This window comes from Polaromonas sp. Polasp52 (assembly GCF_059491565.1).
The window spans coordinates 3,566,879-3,587,749 of record NZ_CP168513.1; the positions used below are offsets into that span (position 1 = coordinate 3,566,879).

17 protein-coding genes are annotated in these 20,871 nt (G+C 65.2%); 9 read left to right on the top strand and 8 right to left on the bottom strand.

All coding sequences use genetic code 11. The features are described 5' to 3' along the window. Nucleotides 1-29: 29 nt before the first annotated feature. The 7 genes from urtB (at nucleotide 30) to alaC (ending at nucleotide 7,246) form a co-directional block, all read left to right on the top strand. Nucleotides 30-1,607 (top strand): urea ABC transporter permease subunit UrtB, encoded by a 1,578-nt coding sequence (urtB, locus tag ACEN9P_RS16725; protein ID WP_495619866.1) that lies wholly within the window; start codon nucleotides 30-32, stop codon nucleotides 1,605-1,607. 2 nt (nucleotides 1,608-1,609) lie between these two features. Beyond that, nucleotides 1,610-2,749 (top strand): urea ABC transporter permease subunit UrtC, encoded by a 1,140-nt coding sequence (gene urtC / locus ACEN9P_RS16730; protein ID WP_495619867.1) that lies wholly within the window; start codon nucleotides 1,610-1,612, stop codon nucleotides 2,747-2,749. Beyond that, entirely contained in the window at nucleotides 2,746-3,630 is an 885-nt protein-coding gene (gene urtD, locus ACEN9P_RS16735; protein WP_495619868.1) for an urea ABC transporter ATP-binding protein UrtD, read from the top strand. The genes urtC and urtD overlap by 4 nt, the downstream gene beginning before the upstream one ends. A 9-nt stretch (nucleotides 3,631-3,639) precedes the next feature. Continuing rightward, the gene (urtE, locus tag ACEN9P_RS16740; protein ID WP_495619869.1) at nucleotides 3,640-4,332 is read left to right on the top strand and encodes an urea ABC transporter ATP-binding subunit UrtE; all 693 of its coding nucleotides are present in this window, start codon (nucleotides 3,640-3,642) and stop codon (nucleotides 4,330-4,332) included. A gap of 163 nt (nucleotides 4,333-4,495) precedes the next feature. Beyond that, nucleotides 4,496-5,341 (top strand): DUF817 domain-containing protein, encoded by an 846-nt coding sequence (locus tag ACEN9P_RS16745; protein WP_495619870.1) that lies wholly within the window; start codon nucleotides 4,496-4,498, stop codon nucleotides 5,339-5,341. 42 nt (nucleotides 5,342-5,383) lie between these two features. After that, nucleotides 5,384-5,794 carry a ribosomal maturation YjgA family protein gene (locus tag ACEN9P_RS16750; RefSeq protein WP_495619871.1) on the top strand — a complete coding sequence of 137 codons (411 nt, stop codon included), beginning with the start codon at nucleotides 5,384-5,386 and terminating at the stop codon, nucleotides 5,792-5,794. A gap of 243 nt (nucleotides 5,795-6,037) precedes the next feature. Further along, nucleotides 6,038-7,246, top strand: coding sequence for an alanine transaminase (gene alaC / locus ACEN9P_RS16755; RefSeq protein ID WP_495619872.1), 1,209 nt, complete (start codon nucleotides 6,038-6,040; stop codon nucleotides 7,244-7,246). On the opposite strand, the gene ACEN9P_RS16760 is transcribed toward alaC, so the two are convergent. The 6 genes from ACEN9P_RS16760 to ACEN9P_RS16785 all read right to left on the bottom strand — a co-directional run bounded on the left by ACEN9P_RS16760 (nucleotide 7,243) and on the right by ACEN9P_RS16785 (nucleotide 13,466). Then, nucleotides 7,243-7,584: a hypothetical protein gene (locus ACEN9P_RS16760; RefSeq protein ID WP_074575804.1), complete on the bottom strand. Its 342-nt coding sequence runs from the start codon at nucleotides 7,582-7,584 to the stop codon at nucleotides 7,243-7,245. The two genes, alaC and ACEN9P_RS16760, sit on opposite strands and share 4 nt — an antisense overlap. 138 nt (nucleotides 7,585-7,722) lie before the next feature. Beyond that, nucleotides 7,723-8,211, bottom strand: a complete 489-nt coding sequence (locus tag ACEN9P_RS16765) for a hypothetical protein (protein ID WP_495619873.1) — start codon at nucleotides 8,209-8,211, stop codon at nucleotides 7,723-7,725. Nucleotides 8,212-8,431: 220 nt separating this feature from the next. Beyond that, on the bottom strand, nucleotides 8,432-8,911 hold the full coding sequence (locus ACEN9P_RS16770; RefSeq protein WP_477664330.1) for a VOC family protein: 480 nt from the start codon (nucleotides 8,909-8,911) through the stop codon (nucleotides 8,432-8,434). 152 nt (nucleotides 8,912-9,063) lie between these two features. Next, on the bottom strand, nucleotides 9,064-9,894 hold the full coding sequence (locus ACEN9P_RS16775; protein WP_477664331.1) for an urease accessory protein UreD: 831 nt from the start codon (nucleotides 9,892-9,894) through the stop codon (nucleotides 9,064-9,066). Between the two features lie 729 nt (nucleotides 9,895-10,623). Then, nucleotides 10,624-11,109, bottom strand: coding sequence for a cyanophycin metabolism-associated DUF1854 family protein (locus ACEN9P_RS16780; protein ID WP_495619874.1), 486 nt, complete (start codon nucleotides 11,107-11,109; stop codon nucleotides 10,624-10,626). 14 nt (nucleotides 11,110-11,123) lie between these two features. Next, nucleotides 11,124-13,466, bottom strand: coding sequence for a cyanophycin metabolism-associated ABC transporter (locus ACEN9P_RS16785; protein WP_495619875.1), 2,343 nt, complete (start codon nucleotides 13,464-13,466; stop codon nucleotides 11,124-11,126). Nucleotides 13,467-13,799: 333 nt separating this feature from the next. Between ACEN9P_RS16785 and ACEN9P_RS16790 the strand changes: the two genes are divergently transcribed. Next, nucleotides 13,800-16,013, top strand: coding sequence for a cyanophycin synthetase (locus ACEN9P_RS16790; protein ID WP_495619876.1), 2,214 nt, complete (start codon nucleotides 13,800-13,802; stop codon nucleotides 16,011-16,013). Continuing rightward, nucleotides 16,013-18,607: a cyanophycin synthetase gene (gene cphA / locus ACEN9P_RS16795; RefSeq protein ID WP_495619877.1), complete on the top strand. Its 2,595-nt coding sequence runs from the start codon at nucleotides 16,013-16,015 to the stop codon at nucleotides 18,605-18,607. Before ACEN9P_RS16790 ends, cphA begins: the two co-directional genes overlap by 1 nt. 675 nt (nucleotides 18,608-19,282) lie before the next feature. Here cphA and ACEN9P_RS16800 read toward each other — a convergent pair. Together ACEN9P_RS16800 and ACEN9P_RS16805 are read right to left on the bottom strand one after the other, a co-directional pair. Continuing rightward, nucleotides 19,283-20,050: an ABC transporter permease gene (locus ACEN9P_RS16800; RefSeq protein WP_495619878.1), complete on the bottom strand. Its 768-nt coding sequence runs from the start codon at nucleotides 20,048-20,050 to the stop codon at nucleotides 19,283-19,285. Then, the gene (locus tag ACEN9P_RS16805) at nucleotides 20,047-20,871 is read right to left on the bottom strand and encodes an ABC transporter ATP-binding protein (RefSeq protein WP_495619879.1); all 825 of its coding nucleotides are present in this window, start codon (nucleotides 20,869-20,871) and stop codon (nucleotides 20,047-20,049) included. The genes ACEN9P_RS16800 and ACEN9P_RS16805 overlap by 4 nt, the downstream gene beginning before the upstream one ends.

Below are 20,871 nucleotides of genomic sequence, written 5' to 3' on the forward strand. Positions count from 1 at the left end.
CACGCGCCCAAGCTACAGGTTCTTTCCACATGCTGCTACGCCACCTACTTTTCTCAATACTCACGCTCCTGACAGCCTCCCACGCCCATGCCTTGACCGCTGAGGAGGTCAAGGGCATGGCCATTGGCGAGACCGAGGCGCGGGTGGAGGCTTTGGCCAAGGCCGCGGCGGTTGCGGACGACAAGACGGCGGCCTTTATCCAGGCGCTGTCTGACGACGCGGTGAAGACCAAGGGCGACAAGGTGTTTGTCGTGAAGGACGACAAGGCTTATGACCCGGTCACGGGTGCCGAGACGCCGCTGCCGGCCGATGCCGAGGATGTGATCAATCCCAATTTGATGCGCAGCGAGATTGACAATGCGCTGGCGGCGCTCAAGCTCTTCTCCAAAGACGAAAAGCAGCGGCGCGATGCGATCAAGACCCTGGGTGGCGACAACGACGAGGCCCGCCTGCCTTTGATCGAAAAAGCCTACGCGGCCGAGACCGTGCCCGAGCTGAAAAACCAGCTCGAGCTGATGCGCTCGGCCATTTTGCTGGGCAGCAGCGACAAGGCCAAGCGCCTGGCCGCGGCCGCGCAACTGGCCGGCAGCAAAAACCCCAATACCAAGACCGTGCTGATAGAGCGCCTGGGCACCGAGGCCGATGCCGACGTCAAGGTGGCTCTGCAGGCGGCGCTGGCCAAGGTCGAGGCTTCGCTGGAGTGGGGCAACAAGCTGGGCGCGATTTTCAGCGGCATCAGCCTGGGCAGCATCTTGCTGCTGGTGGCCCTGGGCCTGGCGATTACCTACGGCCTGATGGGCGTGATCAACATGGCGCATGGCGAGCTCATGATGATTGGCGCTTATGCCACCTATGTGGTGCAGGGTGTGTTCCAGAAGTACTTTCCGGGTCTGTTTGACTGGTACCTGCTGGCGGCCGTGCCTGTGGCTTTTATGGCCTCGGCGCTCATGGGCGCGGCGCTGGAGCGCGGGGTGATTCGCTTCCTCTACGGCCGGCCGCTGGAGACTTTGCTGGCCACCTGGGGTATCAGCCTGATGCTGCAGCAGCTGGTGCGCTCCATCTTCGGCGCGCAAAACGTCGGTGTGGAAAACCCGGTGTGGATGAGTGGCGGCGTGCAGGTGCTGGGCAACCTCTCGCTGCCTTACAACCGGCTGATCATCATTGTGTTTGCCGTTGCGGTGCTGCTGGGCGTGGCCTGGCTGATCAGCCGCACGCGCCTGGGCCTGTTTGTGCGCGGCGTCACGCAGAACCGGCCCATCGCCTCGTGCATGGGCGTGAACACCGCGCGTGTCGATACCTATGCCTTCGCGCTGGGCTCCGGCATCGCGGGCCTGGCCGGCTGCGCGCTGAGCCAGGTGGGCAATGTGGGCCCGGACCTGGGCCAGGGTTATATCGTCGACTCCTTCATGGTGGTGGTGCTGGGCGGTGTGGGCCAGCTGGCCGGCACCGTGTATGCCGCGCTGGGCCTGGGCATCCTGAACAAATTCCTCGAAGGCTGGACGGGCGCCGTGCTGGCCAAGATCGCCGTGCTGGTCTTCATCATCATCTTCATCCAGAAGCGGCCGCAGGGCATCTTCGCGATGAAGGGCAGATCGGCAGAGGCCTGATCATGAGCACCCCCATGGCAACCCCCAACACCGCGGCCTCCCGCGTGCAACTTCCCACCAAAGGCCCGCTGCTGACGCGCGGCGGCTGGAGCGCCTTCATGATGGCGCTGATCGCCGTCTGCGCCCTCGCGCCCGTGCTGAACCTCTGGGTGCCCGAGGGCAGCATGTTCCATATGAGCACCTATGCGGTGGCGCTGCTGGGCAAGATCATGTGCTACGCCATCTGCGCGCTGGCCATGGATTTGATCTGGGGTTATACCGGCATCCTGTCGCTGGGCCATGGCGTGTTCTTTGCGCTGGGCGGCTACACCATGGGCATGTATTTGATGCGCCAGATCGGCCGCGACGGCAATTACAAAAGCGATTTGCCGGACTTTATGGTCTTCCTGGACTGGAAGGTGCTGCCCTGGCACTGGGCCTTGAGCGACAGCTTTGTGGCCACCTCGATTTTGATTGTGGCGGTGCCCGGGCTGGTGGCCTTTGTGTTTGGTTTTTTTGCGTTCCGCTCGCGCATCAAGGGGGTGTATTTCTCCATCATCACCCAGGCCATGACCTTTGCGGCCATGCTGCTGTTCTTTCGCAACGAAACGGGGTTTGGCGGCAACAACGGTTTTACCGACTTCAAGCGCATTTTGAACATCCCGCTGGCCACGCCTTCCATGCGCATGACGCTGTTTGTGCTGACGGGCCTGACGCTGCTGGGCTTCTTTTTGTTCGCCAAATGGCTGGTGGGCAGCAAGTTCGGCCGGGTGCTGCAGGCCATACGCGACGCGGAAACGCGGGTGATGTTCTCGGGCTACAACCCGCTGGGCTACAAGCTCACGATCTGGGTGATCTCGGCCGTGATGTGCGGCGTGGCCGGCGCGCTCTATGTGCCGCAGGTCGGCATCATCAACCCGAGCGAGATGAGCCCGGCCAACTCGATTGAAATCGCCATCTGGGCGGCCGTGGGCGGGCGTGCGAGCCTGATTGGCCCCATCGTCGGCGCCTTTATCGTCAATGGCGCCAAGAGCTGGCTGACCGTGGCTTATCCCGAGTTCTGGTTGTACTTTTTAGGCCTGCTGTTTATCAGCGTGACGCTGTTCCTGCCCGATGGGGTGGTGGGCCTGGTGAAGAAGCTGCGCAAGGGAGGTGCGAAATGACACCCGACCTGCTTGAACAAGGCGCGCGCCGTGTGGAAGAGCGCCTGGCCGCGCTGAATGCCGGCAAAACGAACACCGAATCGGGCGGCCGCAGCGCCAGCGGCAGCCGCGTGGCCCACCCCGCGGGTGAGGTCGACGTCACCCACGGCCGCATTCTTTACCTTGAAGATGTGAGTGTGAGCTTCGACGGCTTCAAGGCCATCAACAAGCTGAGCCTGGACATCGCGCCCGGCGAGCTGCGCTGCATCATTGGCCCCAACGGCGCCGGCAAGACCACCATGATGGACATCATCACCGGCAAGACCCGGCCCGATGAAGGCACGGTGTTTTTTGGCAGCACGATCGATTTGCTGCGCCACAAGGAAGCCGAAATCGCCCAGCTGGGCATAGGCCGCAAGTTCCAGAAGCCCACGGTGTTCGAGCAGCTCACCGTGTTTGAAAACCTGGAGCTGGCATTAAAGACCAACAAGGGCGTGAAGCACTCGATGTTCTTCAGGCTGGACTCGGCCCAGAGCGACCGCCTGGCCGAAGTGCTGGTGACGATCCACCTGGCCGACAGCGTGGGGCGCCTGGCCGGCAACCTGAGCCATGGCCAAAAACAGTGGCTGGAAATCGGCATGCTGCTGATGCAGGACCCGAAACTGCTGCTGCTCGATGAACCGGTCGCCGGCATGACCGACGAGGAAACCGCGCGCACCGCCGAGCTGTTCCTCACGCTCAAGGGCCAGCACTCCCTGATGGTGGTGGAGCACGATATGAGTTTTATCAAGACGATTTCGGAGATCGTCACCGTTTTGTGTGATGGCTCGGTGCTGGCGCAGGGGACCTTGGACCAGGTGCAGGCAGACGAGCGGGTCATCGAGGTCTACCTCGGACGTTGAGGACACACCATGCTGAACGTCAAAAACATCAACCAATACTACGGCGGCTCCCACATCCTGCGCGACGTGAGCCTTGACGCCCACCTGGGCAAGGTCACGGTGCTGCTGGGCCGCAACGGCGTGGGCAAGACCACGCTGCTCAAATCGCTGATGGGCCTGGTGCCGATCAAGACCGGCACCATTGAATTCGACGGCAAGCCCATCCAGGCCGCGACGCCTTATGAACGCGCCCGCGCCGGCATAGGTTTTGTGCCCCAAGGCCGCGAAATTTTTGCGCGCCTGACGGTGGAAGAGAACCTGCGCATGGGCCTGGCCTACAAGAGCGCTGCGACGCCGATTCCGGCGGAGCTGTATGAGCTGTTCCCGGTGCTCAAGCAGATGCTGGGCCGCCGCGGCGGCGACCTCTCGGGCGGGCAGCAGCAGCAGCTCGCGATTGCGCGCGCGCTGGCGGCCAAGCCCAAGCTCTTGATCCTGGACGAACCGACCGAGGGCATACAGCCCAGCATCATCAAGGACATAGGCCGGGTGATACGCATGCTGGCCGACCGCGGCGACATGGCCATCCTGCTGGTGGAGCAGTACTACGACTTCGCGCAGGAGCTGGCCGACGACTACCTGGTGATGGAGCGCGGCGAGTTCATCGCGCGCGGGCAGGGCAAGGACATGGAAGCCAACGGCGTGCGGCAGCTGGTGGCGATTTAACTGGACTGGCCGCATCGCCTTGCGTCAAAGCCCGGTTCGTCCGGGCTTTTTTCCGTGTGCCAGAATCGCATCGGTCGCCGGCTGGCGGCCGCGAGGGGGCCACAGCCCAGGGGCATAACAAACCGGCTGTGGCAATCAATCAAGAAATAAAAGGTAGATGCCGATGGCTTTGCTCGCCTTGGACAACTGGCTGATGCGGGAAAAATCGCATGAAGGCCTGTCGGGGTTTCGCCGCTTTCTGGTGGAGTTCGGCTGCTTTGGCTTGAAGGAGGCCAGGGCCTGCCTGTTTGCCGGGCTGTTCTTTGCGGCGGTGTTCCTGGTGCCGCGAGCCGGCCTGGCCGGTATCCCGCGCTATGACCTGCTGCTGGTGATCGCATTGCTCATTCAAGGCTGGATGGTGCTGGCCAAACTGGAAACGCTGGATGAGCTCAAGGCCATCTGCCTGTTTCATGGGGTGGGTTTTGCGCTGGAGGTTTTCAAGACCTCGGGGGCTATCCAGTCCTGGAGCTATCCGGACTTTGCCTATACCAAGCTGTTTGGCGTGCCGCTGTTTTCGGGTTTTATGTATGCGGCGGTCGGCAGCTACATCATCCAGGCCTGGCGTTTGTTTGACCTGCGGATCCGGCACCACCCACCATACTGGATGGCGGTGGTGATGGCGGTGCTGGTTTACGCCAATTTTTTCACCCACCATTACTGGGGCGACTACCGCTGGTACATCGCGGCCTGCCTGGCGGGTTTGTACGCCAGGTCTTCGGTGATCTTCCGGCCCTATGACCGGGACCGCAGCATGCCCTTGCTGCTGGGCTTTTTGCTGATCGGCTTTTTTATCTGGGTGGCGGAGAACATCAGCACCTTCTTCAGCCTCTGGCACTACCCCAACCAGCTGGGCGCCTGGTCCCTCGTGCATGTGGGCAAATGGAGTTCCTGGTCGCTGCTGGTGGTGATGACCTTCACCATTGTGGCCAACCTCAAGCATGTGAAGGCGCGCATCCATGTGCCCGAGTGAAGCGGGCGGGCCGAGTGGGGCGGGTGGGGTTGGGCCCTTCGCATGAAGCTGCGTTTTGACCGCGAGGCGGCGCTGTGGGCCGTCCTTATTTTCATCATTGAAGTGCTGATCGCGACCGTGTGGTCGCAGCACCGCTGGCTGCGCGGTTTTGTCGGCGACGTGCTGGCGGTGGTGTGGGTGTACTTCTTGTTAAAGACCGTGCTCAAGGCCAACACCTTAAGCCTTGCGCTGCTGGCGTTTGCCGTGGGTTGCGGGGTCGAGCTTGGCCAGTATGCGGCGGCCGCGAACGGCTGGCATGTCGAGGACCGGGTGCTGCGGATTGTGTTGGGTTCGGTGGCCGACTGGATGGATGTGCTGGCTTATGCGGTCGGGTTTTTGGGGGTGCTGGGTCTTGAATCGTTTCTTGCGCGGCTGCGGTTTTTCCTTTCGCTCTCGCGGGGGGAGCAGGCGTAAATGCCCCGGCCAGGCATGGCGGCGCAACAACACCTGGTTGCTATCTAGCGAAAAGCTGCTCAAAAACTCAGCGAAGCGGTCCTGGCTAGGCGCGTCGCCGCAGACAGTGCTCAAGCACGGCAAGGCGGCGCAACAACGCCAGGAGAGTTTTTGAGCAGCTTTTCGGTTAGGATGCTTTCGGGCCGGCCCCATTGCCGGCCACGTCGCTCGGACGGTTCCGGGCGCTTACGTGAAAGTTATCCTATGTCCGCTTCCCCAGGCAAGCGCCGCTTTGCGCGCATTGACCGCCTTCCCCCCTACGTCTTCAACATCACGGCCGAGCTCAAACTCGCGGCGCGCAGGCGCGGCGAGGACATCATCGACATGAGCATGGGCAACCCCGATGGCGCCACGCCGGCGCACATCGTGGCCAAGCTGGTCGAGGTCGCGCAGCGGCCCGACACCCACGGCTACTCGGCCAGCAAGGGCATACCGCGGCTGCGGCGCGCGATTGCCCACTGGTACCAGAGCCGCTACCAGGTGAACATAGACCCGGACAGCGAGGCCATCGTGACCATAGGCTCGAAAGAAGGCCTGGCCCATTTGATGCTGGCCACACTGGACCGTGGCGACACCGTGCTGGTGCCAGACCCGAGCTACCCCATCCACATTTACGGCGCGGTGATCGCCGGGGCCGACATACGCTCTGTGCCGCTGACGCCGGACACGGATTTTTTTGCCGAACTTGAAAAAGCCATACGCGGCAGCTACCCCAAGCCCAAGATGATGGTGCTGGGTTTCCCGTCGAACCCGACGGCGCAGTGCGTGGAACTGGAATTTTTTGAAAAAGTGATCGCGCTGGCGCGCAAGCACGACATCTTTGTGGTGCACGACCTGGCTTATGCCGACATCGTGTTCGACGGCTGGAAAGCGCCCTCCATCATGCAGGTGCCGGGCGCCAAGGACATCGCGGTGGAGTTCTTCACGCTGTCCAAGAGCTACAACATGGCGGGCTGGCGCGTGGGCTTTATGGTCGGCAACCCCGACCTGGTGGCGGCGCTGGCACGCATCAAGAGCTACCACGACTACGGCACCTTCACGCCGCTGCAGGTCGCGGCCATCGCGGCACTCGAAGGCGACCAGCAATGCGTGAAAGACATTGCCGCGCAATACCAGGCGCGGCGCGACGTGCTCTACAAGGGCTTGACCGAGGCCGGCTGGCCGGTGGACTGCCCCAAGGCGTCCATGTACATCTGGGCGCGTATTCCCGAGGCCTACCGCAAGCTGGGCTCGCTGGAGTTCGCCAAACAGCTGCTCGACAAAGCCAAGGTGTGTGTGTCGCCCGGCATAGGCTTTGGCGACCACGGCGACGACTACGTGCGCTTTGCGCTGATCGAGAACGAGGCGCGGATTCGCCAGGCGGTGCGCGGCATCAAGGCCATGTTCAAGGCCGACGGCGTGCTGAAAGGCTAGTGGCCGCCGGCCTTGCTGTTTTTCGCGATTTTGGTTTCGGCGGTGTGCAGCTTTTGCTCCACCTCGGCGCGTTCCGAAATCTCTTTTTGCAGCAGCTCGTTGACGTGGGCCAGCTCTTCGGCCGACTCCTGGATCTTGTTTTCGAGTTCCGCGGTCCTGACCAGGGCCGTGGCGACGTCACCGGTCTTGACCGATGCCGGAATCTCTTTCTCCAGGACGTTGTTGATCACGAAGAGTTCCTGGGCCGATCGTTCCACCGCGTCCTGGACCGCGTCGTTTTTCTCGAGCGCGCGCGCCAGCTGGGGTTTTTCCGGGGAGGTGTGTGAGGAATCGGGCATGGGAGCTTTCGTGGAGGGCGTCGGGGGAGGCGAAGTTGCCGCGTGTCATGAAAAAAGAAGTGGGCCGCGTTGCGGCCCACCTTTGCTTCTGCTTCATCCGGGGTTTTCATCAAACCGCGGCGGAGCGAGTGGCAACTGTTATTGCGATGGCGCGGCGGCAGGCCCCGGGATCACCACAATATTTTCGGACGAGGTCTGCGGCTGTACGCGCACATTGGTGGCGTTGGCCGGAACGACCACGGTTTCCACCTGGCGTATCGCGCCGCCGCCGGCGACGCTGCCTTCTGTCTTGCCGTAACCCACGATGCGGGCCTGGCAGGCGATTAAATCTTCACCCTTGAAGATGTCGCAGCGCTTGAGGGCGTTGGCCTGGAAGTTGTTGCTGGCGTTGTCGACTTTGCCGGCACGCTTGGCGGCGTTGGCGTTGCGCACTTCGGTCATGCAGGTTTCACGGTCCTGTTGCGTGCGCCCGGTGAGGCAGGCGTTCATCTCGCTGCGCGCGTCGCCGGAAGCATCGATGCCGGTGGTGCCGGAGGCGATTTGCGCCGAGGCGCCCAGCGACAGCAGGGCGGCAAGGCCGAAGGCCGCTGCGCTTTGGGCAAGGCGGAAATACGGGGATGCGGTCATGGTCAAAACTCCTTCTTCGAACTCGACGGATGTCGATGAAGGCAGTCTGGGCCGGTGCCGCGGCGCGGCGTGAAAGGAAAAGCTGCGGGCCGCCCGTGCGCTATGGCCGTTCCCATGTAGGACGGGTCTTTCATGGGCCCGGCAGGCCCGCCAGAACACTGGATTCACATACAGATGGTGACGTGCCGCGGCAGCGGCGTGCCGGCCATCGCGGCCGGCATCAGCCCCGCCGTGCCGCCTCTATCGCGGCGACGTCGATTTTTTTCATGGTCATCATCGCGTCGAAGGCGCGTTTGGCTGCCGCGCGGTCCGGGCCGGAGACCGTTTCGAGCAGGACGCGCGGGGTGATCTGCCACGACAGGCCCCAGCGGTCCTTGCACCAGCCGCACTCGCTTTCCTGGCCGCCGTTGCCGACGACGGCGTTCCACAGGCGGTCGGTCTCGGCCTGGTCCTCGGTCGCGATCACAAAGGAGAAGGCTTCGCTGTGCTTGAAAAGCGGGCCGCCGTTGAGCCCCATGCAGGGGATGCCCGCGACGGTGAACTCGACCGTCAGGATGTCGCCCTGCTTGCCGTCGGGGTAGTCGCCCGGCGCGCGCATGATGGCGCCGACCTTGCTGTCGGGGAAGGTTTTGGCATAAAAGGTCGCGGCCTCCAGCGCGGCGCCGTCGTACCACAGGCAGATGGTGTTCTTGGGGATCATGGCGTGTCTCCTGAAACGTGGGTGGTGAAGCGAAGCCTTGCAATGACAGGCCTCATGGTAGCTATTACCAGGTATTACCAGGCCCCGGCCTGCCGGAGGGGGCTGATGCGCTTGTAGGCGCGCGCCTATGCCGCCACGCGCAGCACGGCGCTTTACATGGACCAGATGCGCGGCGTGGACGGCGCGAGCTGCCACAGCTCCTTGCGCCAGGCCTGCCAGACCTGCCTGAGCAGCGCCATGGCGGGCTCGACCACCGGCGAAAGCACGCGCAGCACGACGACCTGCGCATCGGGACTGGTGGCGCCGGCGCTGGACGCCAGCGAATGGGCCTGCAGGATTTCGCGCGCGCAGTCCAGCGCGAGCTCGCGGCGGGCGCGCTCCAGCTTGCTGCCGGCCACAAAAAATAATGTGGCCATGCAGCGCCGGCCGGCCAGGCCCACGGGGCTGTCCATCAGCAGCTTGTCGCTCGCGTCCAGGCGCGCGCGCTCCAGCCAGACGCCGGGCACTTCGATGTGCTGGCGAAAGCTGCCGCCCTCAAAAGGCTGGCCGGCAGCCGGCAGGCCCAATGCGGTGACGTCCCAGCCCATCAGCTCGGCGCCGGGCGCCAGCGCCATCGTGAGCCGGTTCTCGGCCAGGCAGCCGCTGTAGCAGATGGCCTCCAGCGGCAGCCATTCCATGCGCGCGCCGGCTTCGAGCGTGAGTGCGGTGTTTTGCAGCGCGGGCTCGCCGGTGGAGCGGTAAAAACGCGTGGCCCCCGGCGTGGTGATGAGGCCGTGCGAGCCGGCCGCGGCGCTAAAGGCCAGCTCCAGCGTGTCGCCGCCGACCAGGCCGCCGGGCGGGTGCACGATGACGTTGTGGCAGATGGTGTCGCCTTCGGGGTACAGGCTTTGCAGGATGCGCAGCGGCCCGCTGTGGCGGAAATGGGCAAGGGTTTTGCCGGCCTGGTGGGTGTAGTCGAGTGCGAGGGTCGCGGTCCAGGTCATAGGGTGGAGTTTAACTGGGGCTTCCCCCGTTTCCCCCTGTTGAAGAGCTTGGCCGGGTCTTGCTCCGGCGGGGCGCTCCCCTCTGACTCCTGCTGGCCGGGGTTGCCCGGCGGCAACTCACTTTCTTTTGCTTCGCCAAAAGAAAGTAAGCAAAGAAAAGGCGACCCTGGTGTCTGCGTCCCCTGCGCTGCGCTTCGGGGCAACCTGCGGTGCTCGGTCCAGGCGGGGTCTCGCTCGAACTCGCTACGCTGCGCTTCGCTCAGACAATCGCGATCCCTGATCCGCCTGAACCTGCGCTCCTCGGCGCATACACAAGGGGGTGGGAGAAAAATACCAAATACAGAAAACCACAAGGACACGCCTTGGCGTGTCCTTGTTTGCATTGATTTCTTCTTTGGTCTTTGTCTTCTGTCCCCGCTCCCGATTGCCCCGTCCTGGCTGGGCCGAGGAGCGCAGAGGCAAGCGGATCAGGGCTCGCGATTGTCTGAGCCGAAGGCGAGTTCGAGCGAGACCCCGCTTGACTCGAGCACCGCAGGTTGCCCGTAGCGCAGCGGAGGGACCCAGACTGCGGGTCGCCTTTTCTTTGGTGACTTTCTTTTGGCGAAGCAAAAGAAAGTTACTTGCCGCCGGGCAACCCCCGGCCAGCAAGCCTATGCAGAGAGAGAGCAGAAAGACGAAGAGAGGAGAAGGAGAGAAGGGGGAGAGCGCACAAGCCGGAGCAAGACCCGGCTAAAGAAACCTCTCCAGCAGCCGACGTGACGCGCGATCCAAAGCCGTCATGTCGCGCACGCTGTACTGCACCCCCTGGCTGCCGGCAATCAAAAGCCCGGTCCGCGCCAGCCGCCGTATGTCCTCCTCACCTTTGAGGATGAACGAAGTCTCGCCCCGGTCGGTCTCGACCGTCCAGACGCTGGGCGTGCCGAAGCTGGAGACGCTTTTGAGCCGCGTGATCTCGGGCACAAAATCGCGCAGCGCGAGTTCTTCCTCGAGCAGCGCGCGCGCCGCCGGCGCCACGGCCCGCAGGCTGTCTACCCAGGCAACTTCGTGGCCCTCGGTGTTGACCAGCGAGATGCCTTCGTCGGGGGCGGCAATCGGGAAGGCGCGCACCGGCACGACGCTGGCATGCGGCTGGCCGGCCGCGTCGATAAAGACCAGGCGGCCGGAGGCGTCGCGCGCCAGCGGCAGGGATGAGCCCGGGGTCGTGGAATCAGTCATGGCGATTTCCTGGCTTATGCGTTGTTGACGTGCTGGGCCGCATGGGCGATCTGCGAGGTGGCCACGGCGATGCGGCGCTCTTCGGCTTCCAGGCCGCCCTCTTCGTTGTCGACCTGGCGCGCCTGGGCTTCATACAGCCGCCAGTACGCGCCCTGTTGGGCCATGAGTTCATCGTGCGGGCCGACTTCGACCACCTGGCCGCGGTCCATCACCACCAGGCGGTCGGCCTTGCGCAGCGTCGACAAGCGGTGGGCAATCGCAATCGTGGTGCGGCCCTGCACCAGGTTGTCCAGGGCGCGCTGGATTTCTTTTTCGGTCTCGGTGTCGACCGAGGACGTGGCCTCGTCGAGGATCAGGATGCGCGGGTCTATCAGCAGCGCGCGCGCAATCGAGATGCGCTGGCGCTCGCCGCCCGACAGGCCCTGGCCGCGTTCGCCGACCAGCGAGTCGTAACCCTGCGGCAGGCGCAGGATGAATTCATGCGCATGGGCGGCGCGCGCGGCCGCGACGATCTCGGCGCGCGTGGCGCCGGGCTTGCCGTAGGCGATGTTCTCGGCAATCGTGCCGAAGAAGAGGAAGGGCTCCTGCAGCACCAGGCCGATGTGGCGGCGGTAGTCGGCCACGCCGAAGCGGCGTATGTCGGTGCCGTCGACCTGGATGGTGCCGTCACTCACGTCGTAAAAGCGGCAGATCAGGTTGACCAGCGTGCTTTTGCCGGAGCCGCTGTGGCCCACCAGGCCTATCATCTCGCCGGGCCGTATCTGCAGGTCCAGCCCGCGGATCACCGAGCGGTTGCCGTAGCGAAAGCCCAGGTTCTTCATGTCGATGCGGCCCTCGAGCACGCCGGTCTTCACCGGGTTGGCGGTCTCGGGTACGTTGGAGACATGGTCCAGGATGTCGAAGATGCGTTTGGCGCCGGCCGCGGCCTTTTGCGTGACCGAGACGATGCGGCTCATGGAGTCGAGCCGGCCGTAGAAGCGGCCTATGTAGGCGATAAACGCCGTCAGCACACCGACCGTGATCTGCTGCCGGGACACCAGCCAGATGCCGAATGCCCACACCACCAGCAGGCCCACTTCGGTCAGCAGCGAGACCGTGGGCGTGAACAGCGACCAGGTCTTGTTGAGCTTGTCGTTGACGGCCAGGTTGTGCTGGTTGACCTCGCGAAAACGCTGGGCTTCGCGCTTTTCCTGGGCAAAGGCTTTCACCACGCGGATGCCGGGAATGGTGTCGGCCAGCACATTGGTCACGTCCGACCAGACGCGGTCTATCTTTTCAAAACCGGTGCGCAGCTTGTCGCGCACCACGTGGATCATCCAGCCTATGAAGGGCAGCGGCAGCAGGGTCACCACCGCCAGCCAGGGGTTGATGGAAAACAGGATGACCGCGGTCATCACGATCATCAGCACGTCGGTGGCGAAATCCAGCGCGTGCAGCGACAAAAACACGCAGATGCGGTCGGTTTCCGAGCCTATGCGCGACATCAGGTCGCCGGTGCGCTTGCCGCCGAAGTAGTCCAGCGAGAGCTCCAGCAGGTGGTCGAAGGTGGCGGTGCGCAGGTCGGCGCCTATGCGCTCGGACACCAGGGCCAGCAGATAGGTGCGCGCCCAGTTCAGCGCCCAGCCCAGCAGCGCCGCGCCCAGCAGGCCGCCCAGCAGGGCGCCGACCTTCCAGGGCTCTATCTGCTGGCCGTTCTGGAAGGGGATCAGCACGTCGTCCATCAGCGGGATGGTCAGGTAGGGCGGCACCAGCGTGGCGGCCGTGGAGGCCAGCGTCAGTAGAAACCCGGCCAGCAGCTGGTGGCGGTAGGGGTGGGCAAAGCGCCAGAGGCGCAGCAGCACCCAGGTGGAGGGCGGCGTGTGCAGCTCGCGGGCGCAGGCCGGGCATTCCTCGCTGTCGGGCGGCAGCGGCAGGTCGCATTCGGGGCACAGGGCCGCCTCGTCGGCCGGGGGGGCCTCGGCCAGGCCCTGGGCGGCCTGCTGCTGGACGAACAGCCGCACCAGGCGCAGCGCCTGCACATTGGCGCCCAGGGTAAAACGCCAGCCGGCCAGGCGGGTGCCGCCCTGGTGCAGCTCCAGCGTGCCCACGCCGGCATGGTCGAAATGGCGCAGCGACAGGCCGGCCAGGCCCTTGCCGGCCGCGTCCACCGTGGGCCAGGACGCCCATTCACCGCCGGGGCCGCGGGCCAGCAGGCGGCGGTCCGTCAGGGCCAGCAGGCCGGGGGCGAAACGAAGTTGGCTGTCCAGGTCAACCGTAAGCGTACACAGAACGTTTTCCTGGGTTGCAAGTTGTGAGCGAAGCCCCGCCAAGGCGGGGTCGGTTAGGCTGGAGTCGTCTGCCGGGTGTTTGTGTTGCATTGTGTTGGTGAATTCTTGGCGTCCCGCATCTGGCGCGGCTGGGTTTTCGCAGGTTTTGTCTTCGCGCGTGGGGAACCCGAACAGGGGATTTTCGCCGAATGCGGCCTGGAACGACAAATTTGACCCTCAATCCCCGAAAATGGCGAAACCGGCTGCCGGCCCCCACCTCCAGCCAGGCTCGTTCGCGATAAGAACAAAGACACAACGCACATAACGAGACATACAGGGATCCACAGGGGCCTTCACCGGCCTCACACTGAAATTCATCGGCCAGGACCGCCGCTTTGCACCGACGGGTGCGGCCGCCCTGCCTGGCCGACCATGCTGCGAACCATGAGCCCTCAGGACGACATCAAGCTGCTGCGCATCAACTACCTGCGCGGCCCCAACATCTGGACTTACCGGGCCGTGCTTGAGGTCTGGCTGGACCTCGGCAAACTCGAGGACTTCCCCTCCAACGAGTTGCCGGGCTTCAACGACCGCCTGGTCGCGCTGCTGCCGGCCCTGCTTGAGCACCACTGCGGCGTGGGCGAGCGCGGCGGCTTTATCCAGCGCCTGCGCGAAGGCACCTGGTCCGGCCATGTGCTGGAGCACGTGGTGATCGAGCTGCTCAACCTGGCCGACATGCCCACCGGCTTCGGCCAGACGCGCAGCACCTCGCAGCGCGGCGTCTACCGCATGGTGTTCCGCGCGCGCGACGAGCAGGTCGCCCGCACCGCGCTGGCCGAGGGCCACCGCCTGCTGATGGCCGCCATCAACGCCACGCCCTACGGCCCGGCCGATGTGCAGGCCGCCGTTGACGCGATACGCGACAAGGTCGACGACTGCTACCTCGGCCCCAGCACCGCCTCCATCGTGGCCGCCGCCACCGACCGCCGCATCCCCCACATCCGCCTGAACGAGGGCAACCTGGTGCAGCTGGGCTACGGCGCCAGCCAGCGCCGCATCTGGACGGCCGAAACCGACCTGACCAGCGCCATCGCCGAGGGCATCGCCCACGACAAGGACCTCACCAAAAGCCTGCTGGCCACCTGCGGCGTGCCAGTGCCCGAGGGCGAGATCGTCGCCACGGCCGAAGAGGCCTGGGAAGCGGCCGAGGACATAGGCCTGCCGGTGGTCGTCAAACCCTCCGACGGCAACCACGGCCGCGGCGTCTCGCTGGACCTCAAAACCCGCGCCGAGATCGAGGCCGCCTTCGCGGTGGCCGCCCGCCATGGCAGCGAAGTCATGGTCGAGCGCTTTGTGCGCGGCCATGAGCACCGCCTGCTGGTCGTCGGCGGCCGCGTTGTCGCCGCCGCGCGCGGCGAAGCCGCCTGGGTGACCGGCGACGGCAGCTCCACGGTGTCGCAGCTCGTCGACGCCCAGCTCAATACCGACCCGCGCCGCGGCGTGGGTGAGGACTTCCCGCTGGGCCGCATCAATACCGCCGAAGACGGCGCCGTCATCCTCGACCTGCAGCGCCAGGGCTTGGCGCCCGATGCCGTGCCGGCCGCCGGCCGCGAGGTGCTGATACAGCGCAACGGCAATGTGGCGCTGGACTGCACCGACGCCGTCCACCCCGAGGTCGACCATATCGTCTCGCTGGCCGCGCGCGTGGTGGGCCTGGACATCGCAGGCGTCGACGTGGTCGCGCAGGACATCTCGCGCCCGCTGCACGAGCAGGGCGGCGCGATTGTCGAAGTCAACGCCGGCCCGGGCCTCTTGATGCACCTCAAGCCCGCCGAAGGCGCGCCGCGCCCGGTGGGCCGCGCCATCTGCGACCACCTGTTCCCGCATTCGTCCGACAGCGATAACCCCAACGACGGCCGCATCCCCATCGTCGGCATCGCCGGCTCCGCCGGCAACTACCGCGTCGCGCGGCTGGTGGCCTGGCTGCTGCACCTGTCGGGCCGGCACACCGGCCTGGCCTGCCAGGCCGGCCTCTTCCTGGACCAGCGCTGTGTGGACGCCTCCGACTGCGCCAACTGGGAAGCCGGCCAGCGCCTGCTGATCAACCGTGCGGTGCAGGCCGCCGTGTTTGAAAACGGCGCCGACACCATTCTGCGCACCGGCCTGCCTTACGACAAATGCCAGGTCGGCGTGGTCACCGACCTGGGCGGCGCCCAGGGCCTGGCCGAGTTCGACATCACTGAAGACGAGCAGATGTTCAAGGTCATGCGCTCGCAGGTCGATGTGGTGCTGCCCAGCGGCGCCGCCGTGCTCAACGCCGGCGACCCGCGCATTGCCGAGATGGCCGAGCTTTGTGACGGCGAAGTGATCTTCTACAGCACCGACCCCAAGGCCGCGGCCATCGCCTCGCATTGCGCCCAGGGCGGCCGCGCGCTGTATGTGCGGCAGGACCAGGTGGTGCTGGCCACCGGCGCCAGCGAGGCCTTTTTGCCCGGCCTGGGCAAGCTGGGCGCCTGGCGCGAACGCCGCGGCCTCACCGAAGACGCCCTGCTGGCGGCCGTGGGCGCCGCCTGGGCCCTCGGCATTCCGCTCAACCTGATAGGCGCCGGCATGGAAGCCTTTGAAACCACCCCTAAAACCGCCGGGAGTGCCGAATAATGGAAGTGTCCCGCATCCGCGCCCTGCGCGGCCCCAACCTCTGGAGCCGCCACACCGCGCTCGAAGCCATCGTGGCCTGCAGCGCCGTTGAATGCAACATCTCCGGCCTGGCCGGCTTCGAGCCGCGCGTGCGCGCGCTGTTTCCCGGCATGGGCGCGCTGCGCCAGACCGGCCACGCCGGCCCCGTCTCGCTGGCCCATGTGCTCGAGGCCGCCGCGCTGGCGCTGCAAACCGCCGCCGGCTGCCCCATCACCTTCAGCCACACGGCCGCCACGGTTGAAGCCGGCACCTACCAGGTCGTCGTCGAATACAGCGAGGAAGCCGTGGGCCGCCTGGCCGTTGAGCTGGCCCAGGCCTTGATCCACGCGGCCCTGCGCGATACCGCCTTCGACCTCGAGGCCGCGATTGCCCAACTGCGCGACCTTGACGAAGACGAGCGCCTGGGCCCCAGCACCGGCGCGATCGTCGATGCCGCCGTCGCGCGCGGCATTCCGTATCGCCGCCTGACCAAAGGCAGCATGGTGCAGTTCGGCTGGGGCGCCAAGCAGCGCCGCATCCAGGCCGCCGAAGTCGATTCCACCAGCGCGGTGGCCGAATCCATCGCGCAGGACAAGGACCTCACCAAAAAGCTGCTGCGCGCCGCCGGCGTGCCCGTGCCGCTGGGCCGCCCCGTCACCGACGTCGACGACGCCTGGGCCGCGGCCCGGCAGGTCGGCCTGCCGGTGGTCGTCAAGCCGCAGGACGGCAACCAGGGCAAGGGCGTGACCGTCAATATCACCACGCGCGAACACCTGGAGGTCGCCTACAAGACCGCCGCCGAACACGGCGAGGTCATGGTCGAGAAATTTTTGCCCGGCAGCGACTTCCGCCTGCTGGTGGTCGGCAACAAGCTGGTCGCCGCCTCGCGGCGCGAGCCGCCGCAGGTGGTGGGCGACGGCCTGCACACCGTGCGCGAACTCGTCGACATCGTCAACCAGGACCCGCGGCGCGGCGAAGGCCACGCCACCTCGCTGACCAAGATCCGCTTTGACGACATCGCCGTCGCGCGCCTGGAGGTGCAGGAGCTCACGCCCGAATCGATTCCCGCCAAGGGCCGGCGCGTCATCCTGCGCAACAACGCCAACCTCAGCACCGGCGGCACCGCCACCGACGTCACCGACGACGTGCACCCCTCGGTTGCCGCGCGCGCCGTGGCCGCCGCGCAAATGGTGGGCCTGCACATCTGCGGCGTCGACGTGGTCTGCGAAAGCATGCTGCGCCCGCTGGAATCGCAAAACGGCGGCGTCGTTGAAGTCAACGCCGCGCCCGGCTTGCGCATGCACCTGTCGCCCTCCTACGGCAAGGGCCGCGCCGTCGGCGTGGCCATGGTCGACGAACTCTTCCCTCCCGGTGACAACGGCCGCATCCCGATCGTTGCCGTGACCGGCACCAACGGCAAGACCACCACCACGCGCCTGATCGCCCACCTGATGGCCGCAGAGGGCCTGCGCACCGGCATGACCAATACCGACGGCGTCTACATCAACGGCCGGCAGACCGACAGCGGCGACTGCAGCGGCCCCAAGAGCGCGCGCAACGTGCTCATGCACCCCGACGTCGACGCGGCGGTGTTCGAGATCGCGCGCGGCGGCGTGCTGCGCGAAGGCCTGGGCTTTGACCGCTGCCAGGTTGCCGTCGTCACCAACATCGGCAGCGGCGACCACCTGGGCCTGAACTACATCACCACCGTCGAAGACCTGGCCGTGCTCAAGCGCGTCATCGTGCAGAACGTCGCGAACACCGGCTATGCCGTGCTCAATGCCGCCGACCCCATCGTCGCCGACATGGCCGCCACCTGCCCCGGCAAGATCATCTTCTTCGCGGCCGACCGCCACCACCCGCTCATGGCCACGCACCGTGCCCAGGGCAAACGCACCGTCTACATCGACGGCCCCATGCTGGTCGCCGCCGAAGGCGCCTGGGTCGAGCGCATCCCGCTGCAGGGCGTGCCCGTCACGCGCGGCGGCAGCATCAGCTTCCAGGTCGAAAACGTCATGGCGGCCGTCGCCGCCGCCTGGGGCGCGGGCCTGAACTGGGACACCATCAAGAGCGGCCTGGCCAGCTTCGTCAACGACGCGCACAACGCCCCCGGCCGCTTCAACGTCATGGATTACAAGGGCGCCACCGTGATCGCCGACTACGGCCACAACCCGGACGCCATGCGCGCCCTGGTCGCCGCCGTCGACGCCATGCCCGCCACGCCGGGCCAGCGCCGCAGCGTCGTCATCAGCGGCGCCGGCGACCGCCGCGACAGCGACATCCGCGACCAGACCATCATCCTGGGCAGCGCCTTCGACGACGTCATCCTCTACCAGGACGCCGCCCAGCGCGGCCGCGCCGACGGCGAAGTCATGGCTCTGCTGCGCCAGGGGCTGGAAGGTGCCGTCCGCACCCGGCGCATCGACGAGATACGTGGTGAGTTCCTGGCGATAGACACCGCGCTCGAGCGGCTGTCACCGGGCGATCTTTGCCTGGTGCTGGTGGACCAGGTGCAGGAAGCGCTTGAGCATTTGGCTGCTCGGGTCAGGGAAGCCAAGGAAAAAGTAGCGCACTGAGGCCGGGGCTTGCTCCGGCCTTCGCGCTCTTCCTCTTCATCCTCCTCTTTCCTCTGCTGTGAGCTGCTGGCCGGGTCTCGCCCCGGCGGGCGACCTACTTTCTTTTGCTTCGCCAAAAGAAAGTAGGCAAAGAAAAGGCGACCCTGGTGTCTGCGTCCCTACGCTTCGCTACGGGCAACCTGCGGTGCTCGGTCCAGGCGGGGTCTCGCTCGAACTCGCTACGCTGCGCTTCGCTCAGACAATCGCGAGCCCTGATCCGCCTGAACCTGCGCTCCTCGGCGCATACACAAGGGGTGGAGACAGGAATACCTAAAACAACAAGGACACGCCATGGCGTGTCCTTGTTGGTATTGATTTTTTCTTTGGTATTTGTCTTCTGTCCCCGCTCCCGATTGCCCCGTCCTGGCTGGGCCGAGGAGCGCAGACGTAGGCGGATCAGGGATCGCGCTTGTCTGAGCCGAAGGCGAGTTTGCGCGAGACCCCGCCGTAGTCGAGCACCGCAGGTTGCCCGCAGCGTAGCGGAGGGACCCAGACTGCGGGTCGCCTTTTCTTTGGTGACTTTCTTTTGGCGAAGCAAAAGAAAGTTACTTGCCGCCGGGCAACCCCGGCCAGCAGCTCTAAGCAGAGGAAGGAGTGGTAGAAGGAGGAGCGCGCCCGCTGGAGCAAGACCGGGCGTTAATGAGAACCTCTATGAGCCCACCCAGTTGTATGTTTCTCAACATAACTAAACAACTCATACATCGCCATCGCCATCGCCCCAATCACCACCAACCCGGCAAACGCCAAGGCCAGCCGCTGCTGCGAACCGGCACTCTGCATCAGGTAGCCAATGCCTGAGTCGCCGGCCGTCATTTCGGCCAACACCGTGCCGACAAAGGCCAAGGTGATGGAGACCTTGAGCGAGGCAAAGAAGTAGGGCATGGAGCGCGGCAGGCCGACCTTGACGAGTACGTCCCAGCGTTTGGCGCCCAGCACGCGCAGCACGTCTTCAAGTTCGGGCTCCAGTGTGGCCAGGCCCGTGGCCATGTTGACGGTGATGGGGAAAAACGAGATCAGGAAGGCGGTGAGGATGCCGGGGCCTATGCCTATGCCGAACCAGACAATCAGGATGGGGACAATCGCGGCCTTGGGCACGGCGTTGAAAGCCACCAGCAGCGGATACACCGCCGCATAGGCCAGGCGCGACGAGCCGACTAAAAAGCCCAGCAGCACGCCGACGATGATGGACAGGCCGAAACCGACCAGGGTGACCCAGAAGGTTTTCCAGGCGGCTTCGGCGATCGGCGTGGCGAACTCGGCCATGGCCTGGGCAATCGCCAGTGGCGCGGGAAAAATGAATTCGGGCACCGTGAAGGCGCTGCACACCAGTTGCCACAGCAAGACCACAGCCGCCAGCAGCGCCCAGGGTGCCCAGCGCTCCAGCTGTTTGTTGTTCAGGGTCATGGCGTCGCCCCGCCGCGCACCGCGCCTATGTGGCCGCGCAGCTCGTGCACGATGTCGCTGAATTCGCTGGTGTAGGTCACTTCGAGGTCGCGCGGGCGCGGCAGGTCGATTTCGCGCCGCACCACAAAGCGGCCAGGGCTTTTGCTCATCACGTACACCGTGTCGGCCAAAAACACCGACTCGCGCAAATCATGCGTGACCAGGATCACGTTAAAGCGCTGCTCGGTCCAGAGGTCGCGCAGGATGCACCAGAGTTCCTCGCGCGTGAAGGCGTCCAGCGCGCCAAAGGGCTCGTCGAGCAGCAGCATCTTGGGTTCGTGGATCAGCGCGCGGCAAATGCTGGCGCGCTGCTGCATGCCGCCCGAGAGCTGCCAGGGGAATTTGTCTTCATAACCGGCGAGGCCCACCTTTTGCAGCAGGCGGCGCGCGCGTTCCTCGAACTCCTTGCGCCTGGCCTTGAACTGGCTGCGGTAGGGCTCGACGATTTCCAGCGGCAGCAGCACATTGCCGACCGTGGTGCGCCAGGGCAGCAGCGAGGGCGCCTGGAAGGCCATGCCCGAAATTTTGAGCGGCCCGGTCACGGGCCGGCCGTCGATCAGGATGCGGCCGGACGAAGGCATCTTCAGGCCCGTGGCCAGTTTCATGAAGGTGGACTTGCCGCAGCCCGAAGGCCCGACGATGGCGATGAACTCGCCTTGCCGCACCTGCAGGTCTATGGCCTCGACGGAAAATTGTTTGCGTGCGAGCAGCTCGTCGTTATACGCAAGCCAGACGTCGCTGAAATCAACGAAGTGATGGGAGTCGGCTGTAGCCAGGGACAT

Excerpts from the sequence above, each read along its gene's own strand:
- ACEN9P_RS16790 (WP_495619876.1), top strand. The coding sequence starts at position 13,800 with ATGAGCCCTCAGGACGACATCAAGCTGCTGCGCATCAACTACCTGCGC.
- urtD (WP_495619868.1), top strand. The coding sequence starts at position 2,746 with ATGACACCCGACCTGCTTGAACAAGGCGCGCGCCGTGTGGAAGAGCGC.
- urtE (WP_495619869.1), top strand. The coding sequence starts at position 3,640 with ATGCTGAACGTCAAAAACATCAACCAATACTACGGCGGCTCCCACATC.
- ACEN9P_RS16745 (WP_495619870.1), top strand. The coding sequence starts at position 4,496 with ATGGCTTTGCTCGCCTTGGACAACTGGCTGATGCGGGAAAAATCGCAT.
- ACEN9P_RS16785 (WP_495619875.1), bottom strand. The coding sequence starts at position 13,466 with ATGCAACACAAACACCCGGCAGACGACTCCAGCCTAACCGACCCCGCC.
- ACEN9P_RS16800 (WP_495619878.1), bottom strand. The coding sequence starts at position 20,050 with ATGACCCTGAACAACAAACAGCTGGAGCGCTGGGCACCCTGGGCGCTG.
- alaC (WP_495619872.1), top strand. The coding sequence starts at position 6,038 with ATGTCCGCTTCCCCAGGCAAGCGCCGCTTTGCGCGCATTGACCGCCTT.
- ACEN9P_RS16765 (WP_495619873.1), bottom strand. The coding sequence starts at position 8,211 with ATGACCGCATCCCCGTATTTCCGCCTTGCCCAAAGCGCAGCGGCCTTC.
- ACEN9P_RS16775 (WP_477664331.1), bottom strand. The coding sequence starts at position 9,894 with ATGACCTGGACCGCGACCCTCGCACTCGACTACACCCACCAGGCCGGC.
- cphA (WP_495619877.1), top strand. The coding sequence starts at position 16,013 with ATGGAAGTGTCCCGCATCCGCGCCCTGCGCGGCCCCAACCTCTGGAGC.
- ACEN9P_RS16780 (WP_495619874.1), bottom strand. The coding sequence starts at position 11,109 with ATGACTGATTCCACGACCCCGGGCTCATCCCTGCCGCTGGCGCGCGAC.
- ACEN9P_RS16760 (WP_074575804.1), bottom strand. The coding sequence starts at position 7,584 with ATGCCCGATTCCTCACACACCTCCCCGGAAAAACCCCAGCTGGCGCGC.
- ACEN9P_RS16805 (WP_495619879.1), bottom strand. The coding sequence starts at position 20,871 with ATGTCCCTGGCTACAGCCGACTCCCATCACTTCGTTGATTTCAGCGAC.
- urtC (WP_495619867.1), top strand. The coding sequence starts at position 1,610 with ATGAGCACCCCCATGGCAACCCCCAACACCGCGGCCTCCCGCGTGCAA.
- ACEN9P_RS16770 (WP_477664330.1), bottom strand. The coding sequence starts at position 8,911 with ATGATCCCCAAGAACACCATCTGCCTGTGGTACGACGGCGCCGCGCTG.
- urtB (WP_495619866.1), top strand. The coding sequence starts at position 30 with ATGCTGCTACGCCACCTACTTTTCTCAATACTCACGCTCCTGACAGCC.
- ACEN9P_RS16750 (WP_495619871.1), top strand. The coding sequence starts at position 5,384 with ATGAAGCTGCGTTTTGACCGCGAGGCGGCGCTGTGGGCCGTCCTTATT.